The sequence below is a fragment of the Cellulosimicrobium sp. NPDC055967 genome, assembly GCF_042269845.1.
In the GTDB taxonomy this organism is placed as follows: Bacteria; Actinomycetota; Actinomycetes; order Actinomycetales; family Cellulomonadaceae; genus Cellulosimicrobium.
In genome coordinates this window covers 23,984-45,801 of record NZ_JBHJYJ010000011.1, presented here as the reverse complement: position 1 = coordinate 45,801, position 21,818 = coordinate 23,984, and the positions used below count along the sequence as shown (strand labels likewise).

Annotated in this window: 21 protein-coding genes; 8 read left to right on the top strand and 13 right to left on the bottom strand. The window is 74.5% G+C overall.

Annotated features, from left to right (window positions below; all coding sequences use genetic code 11):
• Positions 1-98 precede the first annotated feature (98 nt).
• The 10 genes from ACFC2L_RS14535 to ACFC2L_RS14490 form a co-directional block, all read right to left on the bottom strand.
• On the bottom strand, positions 99-908 hold the full coding sequence (locus ACFC2L_RS14535; protein WP_375824994.1) for an HpcH/HpaI aldolase/citrate lyase family protein: 810 nt from the start codon (positions 906-908) through the stop codon (positions 99-101).
• 92 nt (positions 909-1,000) lie between these two features.
• On the bottom strand, positions 1,001-2,221 hold the full coding sequence (locus ACFC2L_RS14530; protein WP_375824993.1) for a CaiB/BaiF CoA transferase family protein: 1,221 nt from the start codon (positions 2,219-2,221) through the stop codon (positions 1,001-1,003).
• Complete coding sequence (locus tag ACFC2L_RS14525; protein WP_375824992.1) at positions 2,218-4,350, bottom strand: SUMF1/EgtB/PvdO family nonheme iron enzyme; 2,133 nt, start codon at positions 4,348-4,350, stop codon at positions 2,218-2,220. Before ACFC2L_RS14525 ends, ACFC2L_RS14530 begins: the two co-directional genes overlap by 4 nt.
• A gap of 61 nt (positions 4,351-4,411) precedes the next feature.
• Positions 4,412-5,458: a ribokinase gene (locus ACFC2L_RS14520; RefSeq protein ID WP_375824991.1), complete on the bottom strand. Its 1,047-nt coding sequence runs from the start codon at positions 5,456-5,458 to the stop codon at positions 4,412-4,414.
• Positions 5,455-6,954: an ADP-ribosylglycohydrolase family protein gene (locus ACFC2L_RS14515; RefSeq protein WP_375824990.1), complete on the bottom strand. Its 1,500-nt coding sequence runs from the start codon at positions 6,952-6,954 to the stop codon at positions 5,455-5,457. Before ACFC2L_RS14515 ends, ACFC2L_RS14520 begins: the two co-directional genes overlap by 4 nt.
• A complete protein-coding gene (locus ACFC2L_RS14510; RefSeq protein WP_375824989.1) occupies positions 6,951-8,156 on the bottom strand; it encodes an ADP-ribosylglycohydrolase family protein in 1,206 nt (401 codons plus the stop codon). Before ACFC2L_RS14510 ends, ACFC2L_RS14515 begins: the two co-directional genes overlap by 4 nt.
• A gap of 134 nt (positions 8,157-8,290) precedes the next feature.
• Positions 8,291-9,580 (bottom strand): ABC transporter substrate-binding protein, encoded by a 1,290-nt coding sequence (locus ACFC2L_RS14505; RefSeq protein ID WP_375824988.1) that lies wholly within the window; start codon positions 9,578-9,580, stop codon positions 8,291-8,293.
• A 43-nt stretch (positions 9,581-9,623) separates the two neighbouring features.
• Complete coding sequence (locus tag ACFC2L_RS14500; RefSeq protein ID WP_353708173.1) at positions 9,624-10,451, bottom strand: carbohydrate ABC transporter permease; 828 nt, start codon at positions 10,449-10,451, stop codon at positions 9,624-9,626.
• A 3-nt stretch (positions 10,452-10,454) separates the two neighbouring features.
• Positions 10,455-11,417 (bottom strand): carbohydrate ABC transporter permease, encoded by a 963-nt coding sequence (locus ACFC2L_RS14495; protein ID WP_375824987.1) that lies wholly within the window; start codon positions 11,415-11,417, stop codon positions 10,455-10,457.
• Entirely contained in the window at positions 11,414-12,445 is a 1,032-nt protein-coding gene (locus ACFC2L_RS14490) for a LacI family DNA-binding transcriptional regulator (RefSeq protein ID WP_375824986.1), read from the bottom strand. Before ACFC2L_RS14490 ends, ACFC2L_RS14495 begins: the two co-directional genes overlap by 4 nt.
• A 291-nt stretch (positions 12,446-12,736) precedes the next feature.
• Here ACFC2L_RS14490 and ACFC2L_RS14485 point away from each other — a divergent pair, with 291 nt between their 5' ends.
• Positions 12,737-13,723: a glycoside hydrolase family 19 protein gene (locus ACFC2L_RS14485; protein WP_375824985.1), complete on the top strand. Its 987-nt coding sequence runs from the start codon at positions 12,737-12,739 to the stop codon at positions 13,721-13,723.
• 99 nt (positions 13,724-13,822) lie between these two features.
• Complete coding sequence (locus ACFC2L_RS14480) at positions 13,823-14,266, top strand: YchJ family protein (RefSeq protein WP_375824984.1); 444 nt, start codon at positions 13,823-13,825, stop codon at positions 14,264-14,266.
• An 87-nt stretch (positions 14,267-14,353) separates the two neighbouring features.
• Here the strand turns inward: ACFC2L_RS14480 and ACFC2L_RS14475 are convergent, their stop codons facing one another.
• A complete protein-coding gene (locus ACFC2L_RS14475; protein WP_375824983.1) occupies positions 14,354-14,824 on the bottom strand; it encodes a VanZ family protein in 471 nt (156 codons plus the stop codon).
• A gap of 118 nt (positions 14,825-14,942) precedes the next feature.
• Here ACFC2L_RS14475 and ACFC2L_RS14470 point away from each other — a divergent pair, with 118 nt between their 5' ends.
• Together ACFC2L_RS14470 and ACFC2L_RS14465 are read left to right on the top strand one after the other, a co-directional pair.
• Positions 14,943-15,932: a TIGR03885 family FMN-dependent LLM class oxidoreductase gene (locus ACFC2L_RS14470; protein ID WP_375824982.1), complete on the top strand. Its 990-nt coding sequence runs from the start codon at positions 14,943-14,945 to the stop codon at positions 15,930-15,932.
• Positions 15,929-17,632, top strand: coding sequence for an alpha-amylase family protein (locus tag ACFC2L_RS14465; RefSeq protein ID WP_375824981.1), 1,704 nt, complete (start codon positions 15,929-15,931; stop codon positions 17,630-17,632). The genes ACFC2L_RS14470 and ACFC2L_RS14465 overlap by 4 nt, the downstream gene beginning before the upstream one ends.
• Before the next feature lie 46 nt (positions 17,633-17,678).
• Here ACFC2L_RS14465 and ACFC2L_RS14460 read toward each other — a convergent pair whose 3' ends face one another.
• Positions 17,679-17,888 carry a hypothetical protein gene (locus ACFC2L_RS14460; RefSeq protein WP_375824980.1) on the bottom strand — a complete coding sequence of 70 codons (210 nt, stop codon included), beginning with the start codon at positions 17,886-17,888 and terminating at the stop codon, positions 17,679-17,681.
• Between the two features lie 129 nt (positions 17,889-18,017).
• Between ACFC2L_RS14460 and ACFC2L_RS14455 the strand changes: the two genes are divergently transcribed.
• Genes ACFC2L_RS14455 through ACFC2L_RS14445 form a run of 3 tightly spaced genes read left to right on the top strand, consistent with a single transcriptional unit; the run spans position 18,018 to position 20,252 of the window.
• Positions 18,018-18,602, top strand: coding sequence for a DUF488 family protein (locus ACFC2L_RS14455; protein WP_375824979.1), 585 nt, complete (start codon positions 18,018-18,020; stop codon positions 18,600-18,602).
• Positions 18,599-19,738, top strand: a complete 1,140-nt coding sequence (locus ACFC2L_RS14450) for a threonine aldolase family protein (protein WP_375824978.1) — start codon at positions 18,599-18,601, stop codon at positions 19,736-19,738. The genes ACFC2L_RS14455 and ACFC2L_RS14450 overlap by 4 nt, the downstream gene beginning before the upstream one ends.
• A gap of 19 nt (positions 19,739-19,757) precedes the next feature.
• Positions 19,758-20,252 (top strand): nucleoside deaminase, encoded by a 495-nt coding sequence (locus ACFC2L_RS14445; protein ID WP_375824977.1) that lies wholly within the window; start codon positions 19,758-19,760, stop codon positions 20,250-20,252.
• A gap of 52 nt (positions 20,253-20,304) precedes the next feature.
• On the opposite strand, the gene ACFC2L_RS14440 is transcribed toward ACFC2L_RS14445, so the two are convergent.
• A complete protein-coding gene (locus ACFC2L_RS14440) occupies positions 20,305-21,207 on the bottom strand; it encodes a hypothetical protein (RefSeq protein ID WP_375824976.1) in 903 nt (300 codons plus the stop codon).
• Positions 21,208-21,297: 90 nt separating this feature from the next.
• Here ACFC2L_RS14440 and ACFC2L_RS14435 point away from each other — a divergent pair, with 90 nt between their 5' ends.
• A complete protein-coding gene (locus tag ACFC2L_RS14435; RefSeq protein WP_255179838.1) occupies positions 21,298-21,726 on the top strand; it encodes an SRPBCC domain-containing protein in 429 nt (142 codons plus the stop codon).
• Positions 21,727-21,818 lie beyond the last annotated feature (92 nt).

Genomic DNA, 21,818 nt, shown 5'->3' with positions numbered 1-21,818 from the left:
TCGTCCGCGGTCGAACACGACATGAGGGTCGTTATCGGGCTGAAAGCGACCTTCATGTCGTGTTCGACCGCGGGCAGGGTCGTGCTCGGCGCCGGGCGCTATCCGGGTGGGCGGCGGTCCGCCAGGGCCAGCACGGTGCGCGCGCGCTCGACCATCGCGACGTCGAGGAACGTGCCGTCCGCGAGGGCGACGACGCCCGTGCCCGACGCCGCGGCGTCGCCCACGCGCTCCACCACCTCGCGCGCGCGGTCCACCTCGTCGGGCGTCGGCAGGAACGCGTCGCGGATCGTGTCGAGCTGCCCGGGGTGGATCGCGGTGCGGCCGCAGAACCCGAGCGCCCGACCCGCCGCGCACGACGCCGCGAGCCCGTCGAGGTCGCGCACGTGCGTGTACGCGGACATCGCGGGCGACGGGAGCCCCGCCGCCCGGGCCGCGACGACGACCCGGCTGCGCGCCCACGCGAGCCCGGCCTCGTCGTCGACCCGCAGGTCGGAGCGTAGGTCGGCCTCGCCGAGCCCGAGCGACGCGACCTGCGGCGACGCCGTCGCGAGCTCGAACGCCCGCTCGACGCCGAGCGCCGACTCGACCAGCAGGTGCAGCGCCCGCCCGGGGAGCGCCGCCGCGAGCGCCCGCACCTCGTCGGCGGACTCGACCTTCGGCACGCGCGCCCCGACGGTGGGCGGCAGCCCGGCGAGGGCTGCGACGTCGTCGGCGTGCCACGGCGTCGCGGGGTGGTTGACGCGCACCTGGACCCCGCGCGCGGCGGCGGCCTCGTCCAGCAGCCCGACGGCGTTCCCCCGCGCCTCGTCCTTGCGCGCGGGGGCGACGGCGTCCTCGAGGTCGACGAGCACGACGTCGGCCGCGGACGCGAGCGCCTTCGCGACCCGGTCGGGCCGGTCCGCGGGCACGTACAGCAAGGTCAACGGCGGCGCACCGGCCCGGGACGCGCGCCGGTCTCCCGACCCGGACCCGGTTCCTGGACCCGACCGGGCGCCCGCACTCATATGGCGCCCTCCGCCCGGAGCTCCGCGACGCGCTCGGGCGCGAACCCGAGCTCGCCCAGCACGGCGTCGGTGTCGGCGCCGTGCGGGCGGCCCGTGAAGCGGATGACGCCGTCGTTCTCGGACATCCGGAACAGCGGGCCCTGCATGAGCATCGGCCCGAGCTCGGGGTCCTCGATCTCGTGGATCGTGCCGAGCGCGCGGAGCTGCGGGTCGTCGACGATGTCCTGGGCGTCGTAGATCGGCGCGACGGCGGCCTGCGCCTCCTCGAACGCGGCCACGACCTCGTCGCGCGTGCGCTGCGCGATCCAGCCGCCGACGGCCTCGTCGAGCAGGTCGGCGTGCTGCGCGCGCTCGACGCCGCTCGCGAACCACGGCTCGTCGACGATCTCAGGGCGCCCGACGAGGCGCATGACGCGCTCGGCGATGGACTGCGCCGACGTCGACACCGCGACCCACTGCCCGTCGCGCGTGCGGTAGGTGTTGCGCGGCGCGTTGTTCGCGGACCGGTTGCCGGTGCGCGGCTGCACGGTGCGGAGCTGGTCCCAGCGCGTGATCTGCGGCCCGAGCATCGCGAGGATGGGCTCGATGATCGCCGTGTCGACGACCTGCCCGTGCCCGGTGCGCTCGCGCGTCGACAGCGCGACCATGACGGCGAACGCGGTCGCGAGCGACGCGACGCCGTCGGCGAGCCCGAACGGCGGGAGGGTCGGCGGGCCGTCGGGCTCGCCGGTCATCGCGGCGAACCCGCTCATCGCCTCGGCGAGCGTGCCGAACCCGGGGCGGGTGCGGTACGGCCCGACCTGCCCGAACCCGCTCACGCGCGCGAGCACGAGCCGCGGGTTGCGCGCGGACAGCTCGTCGTAGCCGAGGCCCCAGCGCTCGAGCGTGCCGGGCCGGAAGTTCTCGACGACGACGTCCGCGTCGGCGACGAGCGCGAGGAACACCTCGCGCCCGCCCGGGCTGCCGAGGTTCGCGGTGACGGTGCGCTTGTTGCGCCCGAGCGTCTTCCACCACAGGTTCACGCCGTCCTTCGCCGCGCCGTGCGTGCGTGACGGGTCGGGCTTCGTCGGGTGCTCGACCTTGACGACGTCGGCGCCCAGGTCACCGAGGTGCATCGCCGCCATGGGCCCGGCGAACAGCGTCGACGCGTCGACGACGCGCAGGCCCGCGAGCGCGCCCGCGGCCGGGTCGCGCGAGACGCGCGGTGCGTCCGTCATGCCGTCACCTCCTCGGCGGGCTGGTCGGCGGCGAGGTCCCACGCGCAGCGGAACCCGACGGTCGCGCCGCGCGCGAGCCCCAGGCCGGGGACGAGGAGCTTGACCGCGTAGTCCGCCGCGTGGCGCCCGCCCTCGACGTACCAGTCGGAGCCCTCGGCGCGGTAGTCGCTGCCGCCCTTGAGCATGACGAACCGCGTGCGGCCGTCGGAGTGCTCGGAGCCCGTCCAGCTCCACACGACGGGCTCGCCGCGCGTCCAGCCGGGCTGCTCGGCCGCGAGCTGCCACTCGTCCTCGGTGGGCAGGCGGCCGCCGCGCCACGCGCAGTACGCCCGCGCGTCGTCGAGGTCGACGAAGGTCACGGGCTCGTCCTCCGTGCCGGGCACGGGACGGCCGTCCTTCCAGTGCGCGAGGAAGCGGTGCGCGACCACGGGCTCGTACCCGGTGGCCGCGAGGAACTCCGCGAGCTCCGCGTTCGTCACGTCGTTCCCGACCGCGACCGGGGCGGCGAGCTCGCCGTCGCGCTGGAGGGTCCGCGCGTCGTGCAGGCGCGGCGGCAGCGGCTTCCACTCGTCCACGTACGGCGCGCCCTGGTACATCCCGGTCTCGCGCGCCCGGTACCGGACGGTCAGCGCGTACGGCCCCGCGGGGACGACGACGGCGCCCGGCCCGGGCACACCCGTCGCCCCGGTCCCGCCCTGCCCGACGGCGGCGCTCGCCCCGGCCGGGTCCGTCACCCCGGCCGTCCCCAGCCCGACCTCGCCGCTCGGCGCGAGGCGTCGCGCGACCCGGTGCGGGAACCGCGCGTCGGGGTCGTGGGGCGCGGACGTGTCGAGAGAGACGACCACGTCGCGCAGGTGCGGCAGCCAGTCGGGCTCCCCGGCGCCGTCGACCACGTGCAGCACGGCGGCGATCCCCCGCCCCGGCACCCGCACGTCGCGCCGAGCCCGGGGTTCCTCCCCACCGACGGCCCCGGCCGAGGAGGGATCCAGGGTTCGACGGGAGGGGTGGTCGGGCGGGAGGAGGGGGCCGGCGTAGTCCGAGGCGCCTCGGTTGACCAGCGTCCACAGGGTGACGCCGTCGAGGTCCCAGCGCGACGCGTAGACCCCGGCCTCCTCCGCCTCGGGGGCGAGCTCGGTGAGGGGCGTCCACTCCCCCTCCAGCAGCAGCTGCCGCGCGGCACGCTGGACCGTGACGAGGCGCTTGACCGTCGCGGCGTCGCGCCGCGACCAGCCGACCCACACCCCGAACACGACCTCCCACACCATGACGCCCACGCCGTTGAGCCACGCGGACTGGAGCTCCTCGGAGTGGTCGCGGTGCCAGCGGCGCACGTGGTGCTGCATGTGGCGGCGCTCGTACCAGTGCGCGCGCAGCACGCCGGGCACGGGCGAGTCGGCGAAGAACTGCGCCCACGACGACGAGTGGTCCTCGATGCGCTCGACCGGAAGCTTGGACTCGCCCTCCAGGACGACGCCGGGCCGCGCGGCCTCGAGCCGCGCGACGAGCTCCGGCTCGGCCTTCTTCAGCGTGTCGAGGAAGACGCCGTCGGCGCCGAGGTCGCGCACGACGGCGGCGAGCTCGGTGAGGTCGTCGTCGCCGCGGCGCGTGCCGACGTCCCACGGGTTGTAGTCGACGAACACGTGCAGGCCCGCGTCGTGGAACGTCCGCACGAGGTCGACGATGCCCGGGACGTCGCGGTAGAAGTCCCACTGGTTGCGGTCGTCGATCCCGATGACGGGGTACGCGTGCCACAGCACGACGGCGTCGAGGCCGCCGAACCTCTCGCGCGCGTCGGCGAGGAACCGCTCCGGCGTGAACCGGTGCTCCTCGAACGAGTACAGCAGCTCGTCCCACAGCCACACCTGCGCGACCGTCGAGCACCCGGCAGCCCACGCGGCGTCCGGGCGGTCGTACGCGGCACCGGTGTACCCGTGGCGGCGGCGGGCGTCGTCGCGCCACGCGGCGAGGCGCTCGCGCCAGGCCGGACGGTCGGCGGGGTCGACCGGGCCGACGAAGATCTTCGCCTCGTCGAGCGCGAGCGACTGCTCGGGCGTGAGCGGCCCGTCGAGCGCGACCTCGGTCGGCAGGTCGATCGGTCGCGGGACGAGCGGGTCGAACGTGTACGTCATGGTGCCTTTCCCTCGGCGGGCGGGCCCGCGCTCGGTCGTGCGGTGAACTGGCTCAGGGCGATCAGGTGAGGCTCTCGACCCGGCGCGCGAGCGCGACGACGTCCGCCCCGTCCGGCACGGCGTCCTGCGCCCCCGGCCGGGTCACGGCGAGCGCGCCCGCCGCGGCGGCGAGCCGCGCGGCGTCGGGCAGGTCGTCGCCGCGCGCGAGCGCCGCGGCGAGGACGCCGCAGAACGTGTCGCCCGCGCCGGTCGTGTCGACGGCGTCGACGGGGATCGCGGGGACGCCGCTGAGCAGCTTGCCGCCGGGCAGCCGCTCGAGCACCAGGCTGCCCCGGCCGCCGAGCGTCACGACGACGGCCGGCACCCGCTCGATCAGGAGCCCGGCGAGGGCCTCGGGGTCGACGTCGCCCGCCGTCGCCCCGTCGGGGCCCGGAGCGTCCTCGACGCCTTGCACGTCTTCTTCGGTACGTGACGCGGCACGGAGGGCGACCCCGGCGAGGTCCGCCGCTTCGTGCTCGTTGACGACGAGCACGTCGATGGCGTCCCAGACGTCGTCCGGCAGGTCGCGCGACGGCGCCGCGTTGAGCACCAGCAGCGCGCCGGGGCGACGCGCGGCCGCGGCGGCGCGCACGACGTCGAGCGGGATCTCGAGCTGCGCGAGCACGACGTCCGCCGCGGCGATCCGCTCGGCCTGCGCCGCGGCGACCGTCACGTGCGAGTTCGCACCCGGAGCGACGACGATCGCGTTCTCGCCGTCGGGCGAGACGGTGATGAGGGCCGTCCCGGTCGGGACGTCGACGCGCTCCACGAGGTCCGTCCGCACGCCGCCGCGGTCGAGCGACGCCAGCAGCAGGTCGGCCGCGTCGTCGTGCCCGAGGGCGCCGACGAACGTCGTGTCGGCGCCGCCCGCGCGCGCAGCGCCGACCGCCTGGTTCGCGCCCTTGCCGCCGGAGTTGCGCCGCAGCTCGCCGCCGAGGATGGTCTCGCCGCCGCCGGGGTGCCGCGGCACGTCGACGACGAGGTCGACGTTCGCCGACCCGACCACCACGACCCGTCCGGACCCGCCCGGGGCCGTGGCGCCCTGCTCCCCGCCCGCCGTCGTGCTCATGCCCGTGCCTCCTCCGTGGAACTCTGCACGGCTCCCCCGGCCAGCATGACCGGGACCGGCGCGAGCGCGACCGTCCGCGCCGCGAGGTCCACGATCCTCTGCTCGCCGCCGGGCAGCGAGGTCGCGACGTGGCCGTCGAGCGGACGGGTCCACTGCTCCCCGATCCCGTCGACGCCCTGCAGCGCACCCACCACGCCGCCGACCGTCGCCCCCGCCGAGTCGGTGTCCCAGCCCGCGGTGACGGCGATCGCGACGCTCGCGCCGAAGTCGCCGCGGCCGTCCGCGCCGCGCCCCGCGGTGAGCGCGTAGGCGATCACCGCGGCGTTGTTGAGCACGTGCACCCAGTGCAGGTCCCCGTACGCGGCGTGGATCGTGTCGAGCCCGGCGCGCACGCCCGCCTCGGACGCGTCGCCGTCGCGACCCGCGTCGCGGCCGAGCCGGATCGCCGCGGCCAGTCGGCTGCCCGGCGGCACGACGGCGTCCGCCGCGTCGAGCACCTCGTCCGCCGTCTCGCAGACCATGGCCGCCGACGCGAGCGCGGCCGCCCACATCGCCCCGTACACGCCGTTGCGCGTGTGGCTCAGGCGCGCGTCCGTCCACGCGAGGCGAGCGGCCTCGCGCACGTCGCCCGGCGAGACCCAGCCGAGCACGTCCGTGCGGATGAGCGCGCCGATCCACTCCCGGAACGGGTTGTGGTGCGTCGCCGTCTCCGGCACCGGCCGCGCGTCCAGGATGTTGCGGTACGCGGCGCGCTCGGCCGTGAACACGCGACCCGCGGGCAGCGCGTCGAGCCAGAGCTGCGCGACGTCGTCCGTCGTGAACCCGCGCCCGTGCCGCTCCAGCAGGGCCAGCGCGAGGATCGGGTAGTTGAGGTCGTCGTCCTCCGGCATCCCGTCGATGTTCTCCTCGAGCGACGTCGGCGCGCTGCGGCGGTTCCACGGCCAGCGCGCGGCGACGTCGTCGGGCAGCCCGACGGCGGTGAACCAGCGGTCGAGCGGCCACCGGCCCGTGGCGCGCAGGATCTCCTCGATCCCGGCGCGCGGGATCTTCTCCACGGGCTTGCCCAGCAGGCAGCCCGCCGCGCGCCCGGTCCACGCGCCGAGCACGCGGTCCGCGTACGCGGCGTCGGCGGCCGCGGCGGTTCCGGTCGCCGCGCCGGCGGCCGTGGCGTCGGGGGACCCGACGGCGCCCGGGCGGGTCGGCAGGCCGGGCGCCGCCGGGAGCGTGGCGAGGATCGCGTCCCAGTCGTCGGGCTCGTGCGGCGCGGGCGCCGCGGGCAGCGCGTCCAGCTCGACGAGCAGGTCGCGCGCGAGCGCGCGCAGCGCCGGGGTCGCGGGAACCGGGCCGGCACCGCTCACGGCGGGGACGGCGTCGCCGCCCGCGGCGGTCCAGCGCTCGCGCACGTCGGCGAGGGACGCGGGGTCCTTGCCCTCCGCCGTCGCCTGGACGAGCTCGTGCGCGAGCAGGTCCTCGGGCTGGGCCCAGGTGAGCCTCACGCCGGGTCACCCGCCCGCGCGGGCTGCGCCGCGCCGTCGGGCACGCTGCGCCCGCTCCCGTCCACGGACGCGCCGCCGAGCTCGGCGAGCGCGCGCAGGCGCGACGTGGCGCGCTCACGGTCGGAGCGGAGGATGTCCGCCGCCGCGGACGCCATGAGGCGACCCGTCTCCCGGATGTCCATGCGGCTCGCGTCCTCGATCGCGTCGAGCCACTCGTCCGGCACGACGGCGGTCCCGCCCAGCCCGGCGCACACGGCACCGGCCATGACGGCGATCGAGTCGGCGTCGCGCCCGTAGTTCACGGCGCCGAGCACGGCGCCGCGGAAGTCGCCGCGGTGCCCGAGCACGAACCCGAGCGCCGCGGGCAGCTCCTCGATGGACTTGGTGCGCGACGGGCGCCGCGCGTCCATCGACATCTGCCGGTACGCGGGCCCGACCGAGTCGAACGGGGCCACCGTCTCCCGGACGAGCCGCGCGAGCGCGCGCTCCTCGTCGTCGGTCGTGGGCGCCGTCGTCCAGCCGTCGAACGCGTCGACGACGGCCCGGAGCGCCGCGGCGGTGCCGTCGTGGGCGACGTCGAGCGCGGCGTGCACGACGTCGTCGACCGTCGCCCCGGGCGCGACGGACGCGGCGACCATGGCCGCGAACACGCCCGCGGCCTCGCGGCCGTAGCTCGACTGGTGCGCGCCCGTGAGGTCGATCGCCTCGGCGTACGCGCCGCGCGGGTCGCCCGCGTTGGCGAGGCCGACGGGCGCCACGTACATCGCGGCGCCGCAGTTGACGACGTTCCCCACGCCCGCCTCGCGCGGGTCCACGTGCCCGTAGTGCAGGCGCGCGACGATCCACTTCTCGGCCAGGAACACGCGCTGCAGCAGCAGCGCGGTCGACTCGAGCTCCGGGATCCAGCGCGGCTCGCCGATCATGAGCGGCACGAGGTCCTCGGCCATCGCGTACGCGTCGAGGTGCTCGCGCCGCTTCGCGTACACCTCCACGAGCGCGCGCGTCATGAGGGTGTCGTCCGTGATGTGCCCGTCACCCTTGTGGTAGGGCGCGATCGGACGCGCGTCCTGCCAGTTGGGATACCAGGGCTCCACGATCCCCGTCACGCGCCCCCCGTGGCGCTCCTCGATCTGCTCGGGGGTCCAGCCCTCGGTGGCGCCCCCCAGCGCGTCCCCCACCGCCGCTCCGGTGATCACTGCCACCGCTCGGTCGTCCAGCCAGGTCACGGTCCACTCCCTGTCGATCTCTCTCGGCGCGGGTCGCGCCCGGTGCGACCCGTGCGGGCCGCGGTTCCCGGCGGGGCGGTCGTCCGTCGACCGCCCCGCCGCTTGTCCTGCTACTTGGTGATCTCGTCCCAGCCGGCCTCGAGCTCGGTCGCGAGCTGGTCGGCGTCGATCTCCTGGGCGAGGAACTTCTGGTACGCGGGCGTCGCGACCGTGTCCTTCCACTGCGCGTACGCGTCGACGAACAGGTACGGCGCGGACGTGAGGAACTGGCCGGACGAGAGGATCGTCGACCAGCCGTTCTCGTCGCCGAGCGACGCCGCCATGGCCTCCTGGGCCGACGTCGTCGCGGGGATGAGCGCGTCCGCCTCGTTGAGCGCGGCGAGGTTCTCCGTGTCGGTGAAGAACTCGATGAACTCCGCGGACTCCTCGACGTGCTCGGAGTCGATGTTCACCGACAGCGTCTGCGGGTTGGCGGCCTGCTCGGCGCCGTCGGGGCCCTCGAGCGGCGGCAGCACGACCCAGTCGAAGCCCTCGGGGGCGTCGTTGGCGATGTTCGCGGCCTGGAACGAGCCCTGGATCGTCATCGCGACCTGGCCCGCGTAGAACGACGCGAGCGTCTCCGAGCCGGACTGCGTGAGCGTCACCGGCAGCACCGTGTTGTCGGTGTGCGCCATCTCGTCGACGAGCTCCGGCAGGGCCATCTCGCCCTCGCCGATCGTGATGCTCGCGTCGGCACCGGTGCCCTCGAAGTACTGGCCGCCGAAGCCGGGGGCCATCGCCATGAACGCGGCCGTCGGGCTCGCGAGCCCCCACCCGAGCCCGTACGCGCCGTCCTTCGTCGTGGCCTTCGAGATCTCGCGCAGCTCGTCCCACGTCATGGTCTCGCCGGTCGGGATCTCGACGCCGGCGGCCTCGAGCATCGTCTTGTTGGCGAACACCATGTAGGACTGCAGCTCGGTCGGGTAGGCGATGACCTGGTCGTCCACCGTCACGGCGTCGAGGATGCCCTCGGGGATGTCGGCGCGCCTCTCGTCCGACATGTACTCCGACAGGTCGGCGAGGTAGCCGTCCACGGCGAAGGGCACGATGCTCGCGGCCTCGTAGTGGATGATGTCCGGCGCGGCGCCGCCGTTGAACTGGGTGATGAGCTTGTCGTAGATCCCGTCCCAGCCCGCGGGCACGATCTCGACCTGGACGTCGGGGTTGGCCTCGTTCCAGTCCGCGACGATCTTCTCGGTCGCCTCGATGGCGGCCGGCTGGTCGGACAGCGACTGGAACTTCAGGGTCACCGGGCCGCCGTCGGCGCCGTCGTCCCCGCTGCCGCCCCCGCTCGAGCAGGAGGCGACGAGCAGGGTCGTGATCGTGAGGCATGCGGCGATGGACGCACCACGAGTCTTCATGGTTCTACCTTTCGGGTGGGGGTGTTGCAGGGGTACATGGGGGTCACCCCTTCACGGCGCCGGACAGCAGACCGCCGGTGAGCTTCTTCTGCATGATCGAGAAGAAGACGATGCTGGGGATGGCCGCGAGCACGGAGCCCGCGGCGAGGGGGCCGAGCGCCACCTTGCCCTCGCCCCCGATGAACATCTTCAGCGTGATGGGCAGCGTGTAGTTCTCGGGCGACTGGAGCAGGACGAGCGCGAAGAAGAACTCGTTCCACGACGAGACGAAGCTGAACATCGCCGTCGCGACGATGCCCGGCATGAGCAGCGGGAAGACGATCGTGCGGAGCACGGTGAACCGGCTCGCGCCGTCCATGGAGCCCGCCTCCTCGAGGTCCACCGGGATCGCGGAGACGTAGCCCTGCATCATCCACAGCGCGAACGGCAGGGTGTACGTGGTGTGGACGAGCGTGAGCCCGACGAGCGAGTCCGTGAGGCCGATGGTCCGCAGGATGAGGAACAGCGGCAGGATGATGAGGATCACCGGGAACACCTGGCTCACCAGGATCCAGCCGACGCCCGCCGCGCGGATCTTGCCCCGCAGGCGCGCGAGCACGTACGACGCGGGCAGCGCGATGACGATGACGAGCATCGTCGAGACCACCGCGACGATCGCGCTGTTCCACGCCGAGCGCACGAGCCCCTGGCGCGAGAGTGCCTGGGAGTAGTTCTCCCAGTGGAAGTCCTGCGGGATCAGGCTCACGGTGAGCGAGTTGAGCTCGCCCGACGACTTGAGCGACGCCGAGATGAGCCACAGGAGCGGGAAGCCGAGGAAGAGGATGTAGAACGCCAGGGCCACGTACTGGGCCGGGCGGACGAGTGCGCGCACGGGTCAGCTCTCCTTCTCGGAGCGGAACTGCGACCGCAGGTAGATCGCGAGCAGGAGGACGACGACGATCACCAGGACCACGCCCATCGCGGCGGCGTAGCCGATGTTCCGGTTCTTGAACGCCTCCAGGTAGGTGAAGAGCATCGGCAGCATGGTCCGGCCGCCCGGCCCGCCCTCGGTGAGCACGTAGACCAGCGAGAACGAGTTGAAGTTCCAGATGAAGTTCAGCGACGTGATCGACGTGATGATCGGCCGCAGGCTCGGGAGCGTCACCGCGGTGAAGCGGCGCCACGCGCCCGCGCCGTCCATCGCGGCGGCCTCGTGGAGCTCGTCCGGGATCTGCTGGAGCCCGGCGAGCAGCGTCACGGTGGTCTGCGGCATGCCGACCCACACCCCGACGACGATCACCGCGGGCAGCGCGGTGGAGAAGTCCGCGAGCCAGTTGATGTCGTCCGGGAGCCCGAGGGCGCCGAGGAACGCGTTGAGCGGCCCGGCGTTGGGCGAGTAGATCATCTGCCACATGATCGCCACGACGACCGGCGGCATCGCCCACGGGATGAGGGCCAGGACGCGCGTCAGCCCCTGGAGCCGCAGCCCCGAGTTGAGCAGCAGCGCGAGGCCCATCGCCGCGACGAGCTGGAGCAGCGTCACCGAGACGGCCCAGATCATGCCGATGCGGAACGAGTCCCAGAAGAACGAGTTGTCCGCGAGGCGCACGAAGTTGTCGACGCCCACGAACTGGTAGTCCGGGTGGCGCACGAGCCGCGCGTCGGTGAACGCCAGGGCCACGCCCATGACGAGCGGCGCGACGCTCAGCACGAGGATCGGCAGGAGCGACGGCATGACGAGCGCGATCGCCTCGCGCCGCTTGGCGCGCGCCATGCCGCCGGTCCGGCGCGGCGTGCCGCGGTCCGGTCGGCGGGCCGCGGCGGCGTGCGGGTCGCCCGCGAGGGTCGGCGCGCTCATCGAGACCCCTCTCTCGCGGCGGTCGACTCGCGCACGACGAGGCGCGGCCCGACGGCGGTGTGCCGCCCGGCCTGCGCGTCGCCGTCCACGAGGTCGACGACGAGCTCCGCGGCGACCCGCCCGCGCTCGGTCGAGCCGAGCGAGACGCTCGTGAGGCTGGGCTGGAACACCCGGCCGATCTCGGTGTCGTCCATGCCGGTCACCGCGACGTCCTCGGGGACCGACAGCCCGCGCTCGCGCACGGCCCGGATCGCGCCGATGGCGAGCAGGTCGTTGGCCGCGACGATCGCGTCCGGGCGCGTGCCGTCGTCGGTCCCGTCGAGGAGCGCGAGCGTGGCCGCGAGACCCGCCGCGACGGTGAAGTCCGCCGCGACGACGGCGTCGGCGCGCTCGCCCGTGAAGTCGTCGGCGTGCGTCGCGGCGTCGAAGCCGCGCTGCCGCGCCTCACCGGGCGTGGTGTCGAGCGGCCCGTTGAGGAACGCGATCCGGCGGCGGCCGAGGCCGAGCAGGTGGCGCACGGCCTCGCCGATGCCGCCCGCGGAGTCGGTGGACACGGAGTCGATGCCGCGGTCAGCGAGGGTGCGACCGATGACGACGACGGGCACGGGTGCCTGCCGGATCTCCTCGACGAGCTCGTCGTCGGTGCGCAGCGGGCTGAGGATCATGGCGTCGACGAACCCGCTCGACAGGCTGCGCACGAGCTCGACGGTCGACCGCGTGGTGTCCCCCGTCGTCATGACGACGACGCGGTATCCGTGCGGCGCCAGGACCTCGTGGATCGCCGTCATCATCTCGACGTAGACGGGGTTGCCGATGTCGGCGACGGCGAACGCGACCTGGAACGTCTTCTTCAGGCGCAGCGAGCGCCCGATCGCGTCCGGGCTGTAGCCGAGCTCGGTGGCCGCGGCGCGCACGCGCTCGACCATCGCCGGGCTCGCGCCCGTCCCGTGCAGGGCGCGGGAGGTCGAGGCCAGGGAGACCCCGGCCCGCTGTGCCACCTGGATCAGCGTGGCGCGTGATGACGTCACTGTCGTCCACCTCGTCGTCGAAGGACCGTTCTGGAAACGTTTCCAGACTGACGACCTCGACAGCCTTGGAAACGTTTCCGGGTTGCGCACACTCTCGCACCCGCCCCGCCCGGACGTCAACCCCTCGGCACGCCCTCGCACCGAGGGGGACCTTCGGTCGGCTCTACCTCGCGGGACCGAGGCCCCGCCTCGCGCCTCCCACGGGTACGGGGTTCCGCGTACGGGGGTTGTCCATCGTGGCGACGCCGCACCAGGCTCGACCCGACCCGACCATCGACGAAAGGTGCACCGATGCACACCCGAGCTCCGGCGTCGTCCTCCCCCGCGGCGGCCGCCGCGGTCGCCCAGCGGCCCGCGTCCCGTCCCCTCGCCCTGCTTCTCGCCGTTCTTCTCACGCTCGTGGGAGCGCTCTCCTGGGCGGTCGCCGGCCCGGCGCAGCAGGCGCACGCCGCGACCTGCGCCCCCGCGTGGAGCTCCGGCGCCGTCTACCTGGGCGGCGCCGTCGTCTCGCACGGCGGCCAGAACTGGAAGGCCGGCTGGTGGACGCAGGGCGAGACGCCCGGCACCACCGGCGAGTGGGGCGTCTGGCGCACCCAGGGCGCCTGCGGCGGAGGGGGGCCGACCGACCCGACCGACCCGACGGACCCCGGCACGCCCGGTGCCTTCGTCGTGTCCGAGGCGCAGTTCAACCAGATGTTCCCAAACCGGAACGCGTTCTACACGTACCAGGGTCTGGTCGACGCGCTGTCGGCCTACCCCGCCTTCGCGACGACGGGCGGCGACCAGGTCGCCAAGCGCGAGGCGGCGGCGTTCCTCGCGAACATCAACCACGAGACCGGTGGGCTCGTGCACATCAAGGAGATCAACACCGCGAACTACCCGCACTACTGCGACGCCTCGCAGCCGTACGGCTGCCCCGCGGGCCAGAGCGCGTACTACGGCAAGGGCCCGATCCAGCTCAGCTGGAACTACAACTACAAGGCGGCCGGTGACGCGCTCGGCATCGACCTGCTCAACAACCCCTACCTCGTGGAGCAGAACTCGGCCGTCGCCTGGAAGACGGGCCTGTGGTACTGGAACACGCAGTCCGGGCCGGGCACGATGACCGGCCACCAGGCGATCGTCAACGGCGCCGGCTTCGGCGAGACGATCCGTTCCATCAACGGCTCTCTCGAGTGCAACGGCGGCAACCCGGCGCAGGTGCAGTCGCGCATCACCGCGTTCCAGCGCTTCGCGCAGATCCTCGGCACGACGACGGGCGCGAACCTGTCCTGCTGACCACCCGTCCCGCGCAGGTGACCGTGGCCCGTCCCGACCCGGGGCGGGCCACGGTCGCGTCCGACGAGCCCCGCCCGGGGCGGCGGTAGGTTCGGCGGCATGAGCACGCACCCGACCGCCGACGCCGTCCGATGCCCCTGCCTGTCCGGCGACGCCTACGAGGCGTGCTGCGGCCGCTACCATGCGGGCCTGCGACCAGGTCCGGACGGCGCGGCACCGGGCCCGTACGCCCCGACCGCGGAGGCGCTCATGCGCTCGCGCTACAGCGCGTTCGCCGTCGGCGACGCCGACTACCTGCGCGCGACCTGGCACGCGTCCACCCGGCCGGCCGACCTCGACCTCGACGACGACCTCGAGTGGCGCCGCCTCGACGTCCTGCGCACGGAGGCCGGCGGCCCGTTCGACACCACGGGCGTCGTCGAGTTCGCCGCGTACCACCGGTCGCGCGCGGACCGCTCCGACCGCGGTCGGCTCCACGAGGTCAGCCGGTTCGTGCGCGAGGGCGACCGCTGGTACTACGTCGACGGGACCACCGCCGGCTGACATCCCGCACTCCGGGGCGCCGACCAGGTGGTACCGGCTCGTCAGGAGCAGCTGACGGACCTGGACCGCCTGCTCAGGGCCCCGAGATCACCTGTTCGGCGACCCGGCCCGTGCGCGGGGACGACGGGATGCCACGGCGAGCAGCACGACCGCCACGAGCAGCGACCCGAGGAGGGCGCCGGCGGTGTTCATGACGACGTCCTGGACGGTCGGGACGCGGCCGGGCAGGAGGTTCTGGGTCAGCTCGATCGCGACCGACAGCGCACCGCCCGCGAGCGTCACGACCCCGACGGCGCGCCACACGCCCGGTGGCGCGCCGCGGCGTCGGGCGGTCGCACCGCGCAGGAGCGGCACCCCGAGCAGGCCGAAGGGGCCGAACATCACGACGTTCGCGAGCGCCTCGAGCACAGGCAGCGTGATCGGGACGCCGAGGCCCTGGAGGAACCCGAGGGTCGCCGTGGCCCAGCCCGGCGCGTCGGTGGACTGCGGCGACGGCCACAGGGTCACGACGAGGACCGCGGCGAGGTAGGCGACGAACGTCCAGGTCAGCAGGCGCATCGCGTCAGCGTACGAGGGCCGTCCCGAGGCGGGGCGCCTCCTGTCGAACACGCACGATGCCTCCACCGGTCCCCCTCCTCGCCGAGCGTGTCCGGCGGAGCCTCGGTTCACTGGCGCCATGGTCTCCCTCGGTTTTCACGCGTCCCACGAGCAGATCGCCCCGGGCCCTCTGCTGGGTGCCGCGCGTCGTGCCCAGGAGGTGGGGTTCGACGCCGCGATGTGCTCCGACCACCTCGCGCCCTGGAGCGTGCGGCAGGGCGAGTCGGGCCACTCCTGGTCCTGGCTCGGCGCCGCGCTCGCCAGCACCGACCTGCCGTTCGGCGTCGTCACGGCGCCCGGCCAGCGCTACCACCCCGCGGTGGTCGCGCAGGCGATCGCGACGCTCGGTGCGATGTTCCCCGGCCGGTTCTGGGCCGCGCTCGGCTCCGGCGAGGCGATGAACGAGCACGTCACGGGCGACCCGTGGCCCCCCAAGGACGACCGGGACGATCGCCTGCGCGAGTGCGTGGACGTCATCCGCGCGCTGCTCGCGGGCGAGGAGGTCACGCACCGCGGCCACGTCACCGTGGACCGTGCGCGCGTGTGGTCGCTGCCCGACGTCGTCCCGCGCCTCGTGGGCCCGGCCGTCACCCCGGCGACGGCGCGCCGCCACGCGGACTGGGCCGACGGTCTCGTGACGGTCAACCAGCCGGTCGAGTCGCTGCGCCGCGTCGTCGGCGCGTACCGCGACGCGGGCGGCCGGGGTCCGCTCGCCGTGCAGGTCCACGTCGCGTGGGGCGACGACGACGCGGCCGCGTTCGCCGTCGCGCACGACCAGTGGCGCTCCAACCTGCTGCCGCCGAGCGTGAGCTGGCACCTCGAGACCCCCGAGCAGTTCGACGCGGTCGCGGACCTCGTGCGTCCGGAGGAGGTGCGCGGGACGGTCCTCGTCGAGCACGACGCCGAGCGCTTCGCGGACCGCGTCGCCGAGCTCGCGGCCTGTGGGTTCGACGAGGTGTACCTGCACCACGTGGGGCAGCAGCAGGACGCGTTCCTCGACGCGGCGGGGGCGACGCTGCTGCCGCTCCTGCGGTCGGCGACAGCGACGACCGAGGGAGGTGCGGCATGAGGATCAGCGACACCGGCGACCTGTGGTGGAAGAACGCGGTGATCTACTGCCTCGACGTCGAGACGTTCATGGACTGGGACGACGACGGCGTGGGCGACTTCGCCGGGCTCGTCCAGCGCCTCGACCACCTCGCCGACCTCGGGGTCACCTGCCTGTGGCTCATGCCGTTCTACCCGACCGCCGACCGCGACGACGGCTACGACATCACCGACTTCCTCGCGGTCGACCCGCGGCTCGGCGACGTCGGGGACCTGGTCGAGCTGATCCGGACGGCTCACGACCGCGGCATCCGGGTCATCGCCGACCTCGTGGTCAACCACACGTCCGACCGGCACCCGTGGTTCAAGGCCTCGCGCGCCAGCACGGACAACCCGTACCGCGACTTCTACGTGTGGCGCGCCGACGAGCCGCCGCCCACGAAGGACCAGGTGATCTTCCCCGACCAGGAGGAGGGCATCTGGACCAAGGACGAGCGCACCGGCGAGTGGTACCGGCACCGCTTCTACCGCCACATGCCGGACCTCAACACGGCGAACCCGCTCGTCCGGGACGCGATCGCGAAGACGATGGGCTACTGGGTCCAGCTCGGCCTGTCGGGGTTCCGGGTCGACGCCGTCCCGTTCTTCCTCGGGGACGCGGCGGCGAACCCGTCGGACGAGATCGAGGACCCGCACGACTTCCTGCGCGCCCTGCGCTCGTTCCTCTCGCGCCGCACCGGGGACTCGATCCTCATGGGCGAGGTCAACCTGTCGTTCGAGGAGCAGCGCCTGTACTTCGGCGACGACGGGGAGGGCGACGGGAGCGAGTCCGGACCGTCGAGCTCCGAGCTGACGCTCCAGTTCGACTTCAACGGCATGCAGGCGCTGTACCTGTCCCTCGCGCGGCACGACGCCGGCCCGCTCGCCGCGTCGCTCTCCGCGCGCCCCCCGATCCCGCACGACGCGCAGTGGGCGACGTTCGTGCGCAACCACGACGAGCTGACGCTCGACAAGCTCTCCGACGACGAGCGCCAGGAGGTCTTCGCCGCGTTCGGGCCCGAGGAGGACATGCAGCTCTACGGGCGGGGGCTGCGCCGTCGGCTCCCGCCCATGCTGGGCGGCGACCCGCGCCGCGTCCGGATGGTGTACTCGCTGCTCTTCGCGCTCCCGGGGACGCCGGTCCTCTTCTACGGCGAGGAGATCGGCATGGGCGAGAACCTCGCCGCGGACGGACGGCTCGCCGTGCGGACCCCGATGCAGTGGTCGTCGGGCCGCAACGGAGGGTTCTCGCGCGCCCCCGCGCGGCGGCTCGCCGGCCCGGTGCCCACGGACGGCTACGCACCCGAGCACGTCAACGTCGCGGACCAGCGGCGCGACCCGGACTCGCTGCTGATGTTCGTGCGCCTCCTCGCGCACCGGTACCGCGAGTGCCCCGAGCTCGGCTGGGGCGACGTCGACGTGCTCGACCAGGCGGTGCCGTCGGTCCTCGCGCTGCGCAGCACGTGGCAGGAGGCGTCGATGGTCACCGTCCACAACCTGTCCCCGGACCCGGTCGTGGTCCGGCTCGCGCTCGGCGACCTGCCGCCGGAGGCGCGCCTCGTCGACCTGCTCGACGCGGACGACGTCGAGCCGGAACCCGACGGGACCGCCGAGGTCCGGCTCGACGGCTACGGCTACCGCTGGCTGCGCGTCACGCACCCGGGCTCGCGCCGGCTCCTGTGAGCCGCGCGGCCGCCCTCACGTCGGGTGCACGACGCGCGACCGGGCGTCAGGCGTCGTCGCTCGGCTCGTCCGGGCCGACGGGGCGGCCGGGAGACGACGGCCAGTCGGGCGGGGAGTCCGGGACCGGGTCCATGTGGCTCGGGTCGCGCGGCGGCTCCGACGGGTCCGGGGGCGGCCCCGGGGACTTCGGCGGCTCGACCGTCGGCTCGACGGAAGGGACCGGTCCCGTGCCGGGCTCGTCGGGGTTCGTGGTCATGGCTGCACCTCCGCTGCTCATGACGCCCGGCCGGGCGTCCCTCTCGACGCTAGGCACGTCCGCGCCCGCTCGCTCGCCCCGGCGCCTCTCCGGTGCCCGAGCGACGCGGCCCGCTCCTACGATGCGGGCATGAGCGTCGTGCACACGGTGGGCCACTCCACGCGGTCCGTCGAGGAGTTCCTGGGCCTCCTGCGGGAGAACGGGGTGCGGCGGCTCGTGGACGTGCGCACCGTCCCGAAGTCGCGGCACAACCCGCAGTACCACCGTGACGCGCTGGGTCCCGTCCTGCGGGAGCACGGCATCACCTACCGCTGGGTCCGGGCGCTGGGCGGGCTGCGGCGCACGCGGCCCGACAGCCCGAACGGTGCGTGGCGCAACCTCTCGTTCCGCGGCTACGCCGACCACATGCAGACCCCCGAGTTCGCCGCGGCGGTCGACGACCTCGTGCGGCGCAGCACGCACGACGACCTCGTCATCATGTGCGCGGAGGCGGTGCCGTGGCGGTGCCACCGGTCGCTGGTCGGCGACGCGCTCGTCGTCCGCGGCGTGGAGGTGCGCGACATCGTCTCCGCCGCACGCCCGCGCCGGCACACGCTCACCTCGTTCGCGCGCGTCGAGGGGACGCGCGTCTGGTACCCGCCGACCACGGACGACCCGGCACACGACGCGGACGGAGCACCGGCGCCTCCCCGGGTCCTTACGCTGGGCACGTGACCTCGTTCGCCTCGGACAACTACTCCCCCGCCCATCCCGACGTCCTCGCCGCGCTGGCCGCGGCGAGCGCCGGGCACGAGATCTCGTACGGCGAGGACCCGTGGACGGCACGCCTCCAGGACGCCGTGCGGTCCCGCTTCGGCCCGGACGCTGCGGCCTACCCGGTGCTCACGGGGACGGGCGCGAACGTCGTGGCGCTCATGGCGATGCTCCCGCGCTGGGGCGCGGTCGTCGCGACCGAGCACGCGCACCTCAACACGGACGAGAACGGCGCGCCCGAGCGCGTCGGCGGGGTCAAGGTGCTCGCCGTCCCGGCGCCGGACGGGAAGCTCACGCCCGACGCCGTGGAGCGGTTCGCGGGCGACCTCGGCGACCCGCACCGCGCGCAGCCGCTCGTCGTGTCCCTCACGCAGGCCACGGAGCTCGGCACGCTCTACACGCCCGCCGAGATCCGCGCGGTGGCCGACACCGCGCACGCCCGGGGCATGCGCGTGCACCTCGACGGGTCGCGCCTCGCGAACGCCGCCGCCGCGCTCGACGTCCCGCTCCGGGCCCTGACGACCGACGCGGGCGTGGACGTGCTGTCGTTCGGCGGCACCAAGAACGGGCTCGCGCTCGGGGAGGCGGTCGTCGTGCTCGACCCGTCGGCCGTCGACGGAGTCGAGTTCGTGCGCAAGGCGACGATGCAGCTCGCGTCCAAGATGCGCTACGTCTCCGCGCAGCTCCTCGCGCTGTTCGAGCCGGTGGGCGACGCCGTCGCCGAGGTCGACGAGGTCGCGGACGAGGACGAGCTCTGGCTGCGCAACGCCCGGCGCGCCAACGCGATGGCGGCGCGCCTGCGCGCGGGGCTCGCGGACGTCGTCGTCCCCGCCGCGCTGGGACCGGACGACGACGCCGCGCCCGCCTCGACGTCGGGCCTCGCCTTCACGCAGCCCACGCTCGTCAACGCGGTCTTCGCGACCCTCCCCCGCGCGGCCGTCGAGCGCCTGCGCGAGCGGCACCGCTTCTACGACTGGGGACCGGGCGAGACCGCCGACCGGGTCGAGGTCCGGTGGATGTGCGCGTGGGACACGACCCCGGACGACGTGGACGGGTTCGTCGCCGACGTGCGCAGCGTCCTCGCGCTCGCGCGCTGACCGGGCGAGGATGGGCGCCATGACTCCCGAGACCCTCCCCACCCCGGACGACCTCGTGCACCTGCGCCGCTGCGTCGAGCTCGCGCGCGAGGCGCTCGACGACGGCGACGAGCCGTTCGGCTCCCTGCTCGTCGACCGCGACGGGGCCGTGCGGTTCGAGGACCGCAACCGTGTCAAGGACGGCGACGCGACCCGGCACCCGGAGTTCGAGATCGCCCGCTGGGCCGCCGAGCACCTGACCCCCGAGGAGCGGCGCGCCGCGACCGTGTACACGTCCGGCGAGCACTGCGCGATGTGCAGCGCGGCGCACGCGTGGGTCGGGCTCGGCCCGATCGTCTACGCGTCGAGCACGACGCAGCTCGTCGGCTGGCTCGACGAGTGGCGCGTGGCGCCCGGACCCGTGCGCCCGCTCGCGATCGGCGACGTCGCGCCGGGCGTGCCCGTGCGCGGCCCGGCCTACGAGCTCGCCCCCGAGATCCGGTCGCTGCACGCGCGCCTCCACGGCGTGTCGTGACCCTGTCAGCACGACGTCGCGCCCTGCCGCGACCTGGCGCTGACAGGTCGCGTCAGCCGTCCAGCGCGGCCGCCACCGTGGCCGCGACCTGCGGGAGCGCGAGGTAGCCCGCCGGGCTGCCGTCGGTGAGCAGCACGGCCGCCGCGTGGTGGCCCGGCGCCGCGTTCGCGACGACGAGGTCCTCGATCGGCGGCGTCGGCGGGTCGAGCGGGAACGCCTCCGGCCCGAGGCCGTGGAGCGCGAGCGCGTCGCGACGGTCGCGCGCCGCGACCCAGCGGCGCACCGGCGCGGGCACGCGGAGCGGGGCGCGCGCGGCGAGGACGTCCCGGATCGCCCGGATGGCGAGCGGGGAGCCCAGCGTGAGCAGCAGCGGCACGTCCCACCGCGCGGCGTCGGGGTGCTCGCGCAGCACCGAGTACGCGACGACCGACCCGAGCGAGTGCGCGACGACGACGGCCGGACCGTCGGTCGGGATCGCGGCCGCCAGCGCGTCGTCGATCGTCCTGCGCACGACGTCGTCGTGCAGGTACGCCCACACGTCGCGCGCGAGCAGCACGACGACACCGCTGCTCAGGCCGGGCACGTACCGGTCGAGCGCGGACAGCAGCAGGTTCAGCCACTCCCCCGCACCGGCCCCGGCGCCCTCGGGGCGGGCCGGGACGCCCGCTCCCGCGCCCCGCAGCACCTCCTCGACGACGGCCGCGACGAACGCGAGCTCGTCGCCGGGCAGGGCCGCGAGCGCGTGCACCGTCGCCGGCGGCGGCTCCGCGTCGCCCGCGACGAGCCCGGCGAGGGTGTCGCCGTAGAAGACGAACGACGTGTCGGCGTCGTGCAGCACACGGCTCGACCCTGCCGCGCGCAGCCCCGCGTCCAGCACCGTGGTCCACGTGCGGTCGAGGACGTCGGCGTCGAGGCCCTGGTTGTCGCGGCCGTGGACGAGCACGAGTCGGGTCACGCGCCCGAACCTACCGGCTGCCGGTGTCGCCCGGAGGGTCTACCGTCGCCCCAGAAGCGGGCCCCCGCCCCCGAGCCCCCGGAGGTACCCATGACCGACCCGACCCTGACCGAGCACAGCACGACCGCCGAGATCCACGTCGCGCGGCCGCCGCAGGTCGTGTGGGCCGAGCTGCTGCACCCGAGCGCCCGCTGGATGCTCGGCATGAACGTCGAGACCGACTTCCGGCCCGGCAGCCCCGTCACGTTCGAGGGGCACTACATGGGCCGCGAGTTCGCGGACTGGGGCACCGTCGTCGCGGTCGAGCGCCCGCGCCTGCTGCACTTCACGCACTTCTCCCCGACGATGGGCCTGCCCGACGTCCCCGAGAACTACCACGACATCGCCATCACCCTCGAGCCGGACGACTCCGGGACGCGCGTGCGCGTCGTCGAGCGCAACATCGAGACGGCCGAGCGCGCGGAGCGCGCGCACGCGCTGTGGGCCAAGGCGCTCGGGACGCTCGCGGGCCACGACTGAGGTCGGGCGCCGCTCGCCCGAGCGGGACGACGACGGGCCGGTCACCCCGCGGGGTGACCGGCCCGTCGTGCGTCGCGGTGCGCGACCGCGTC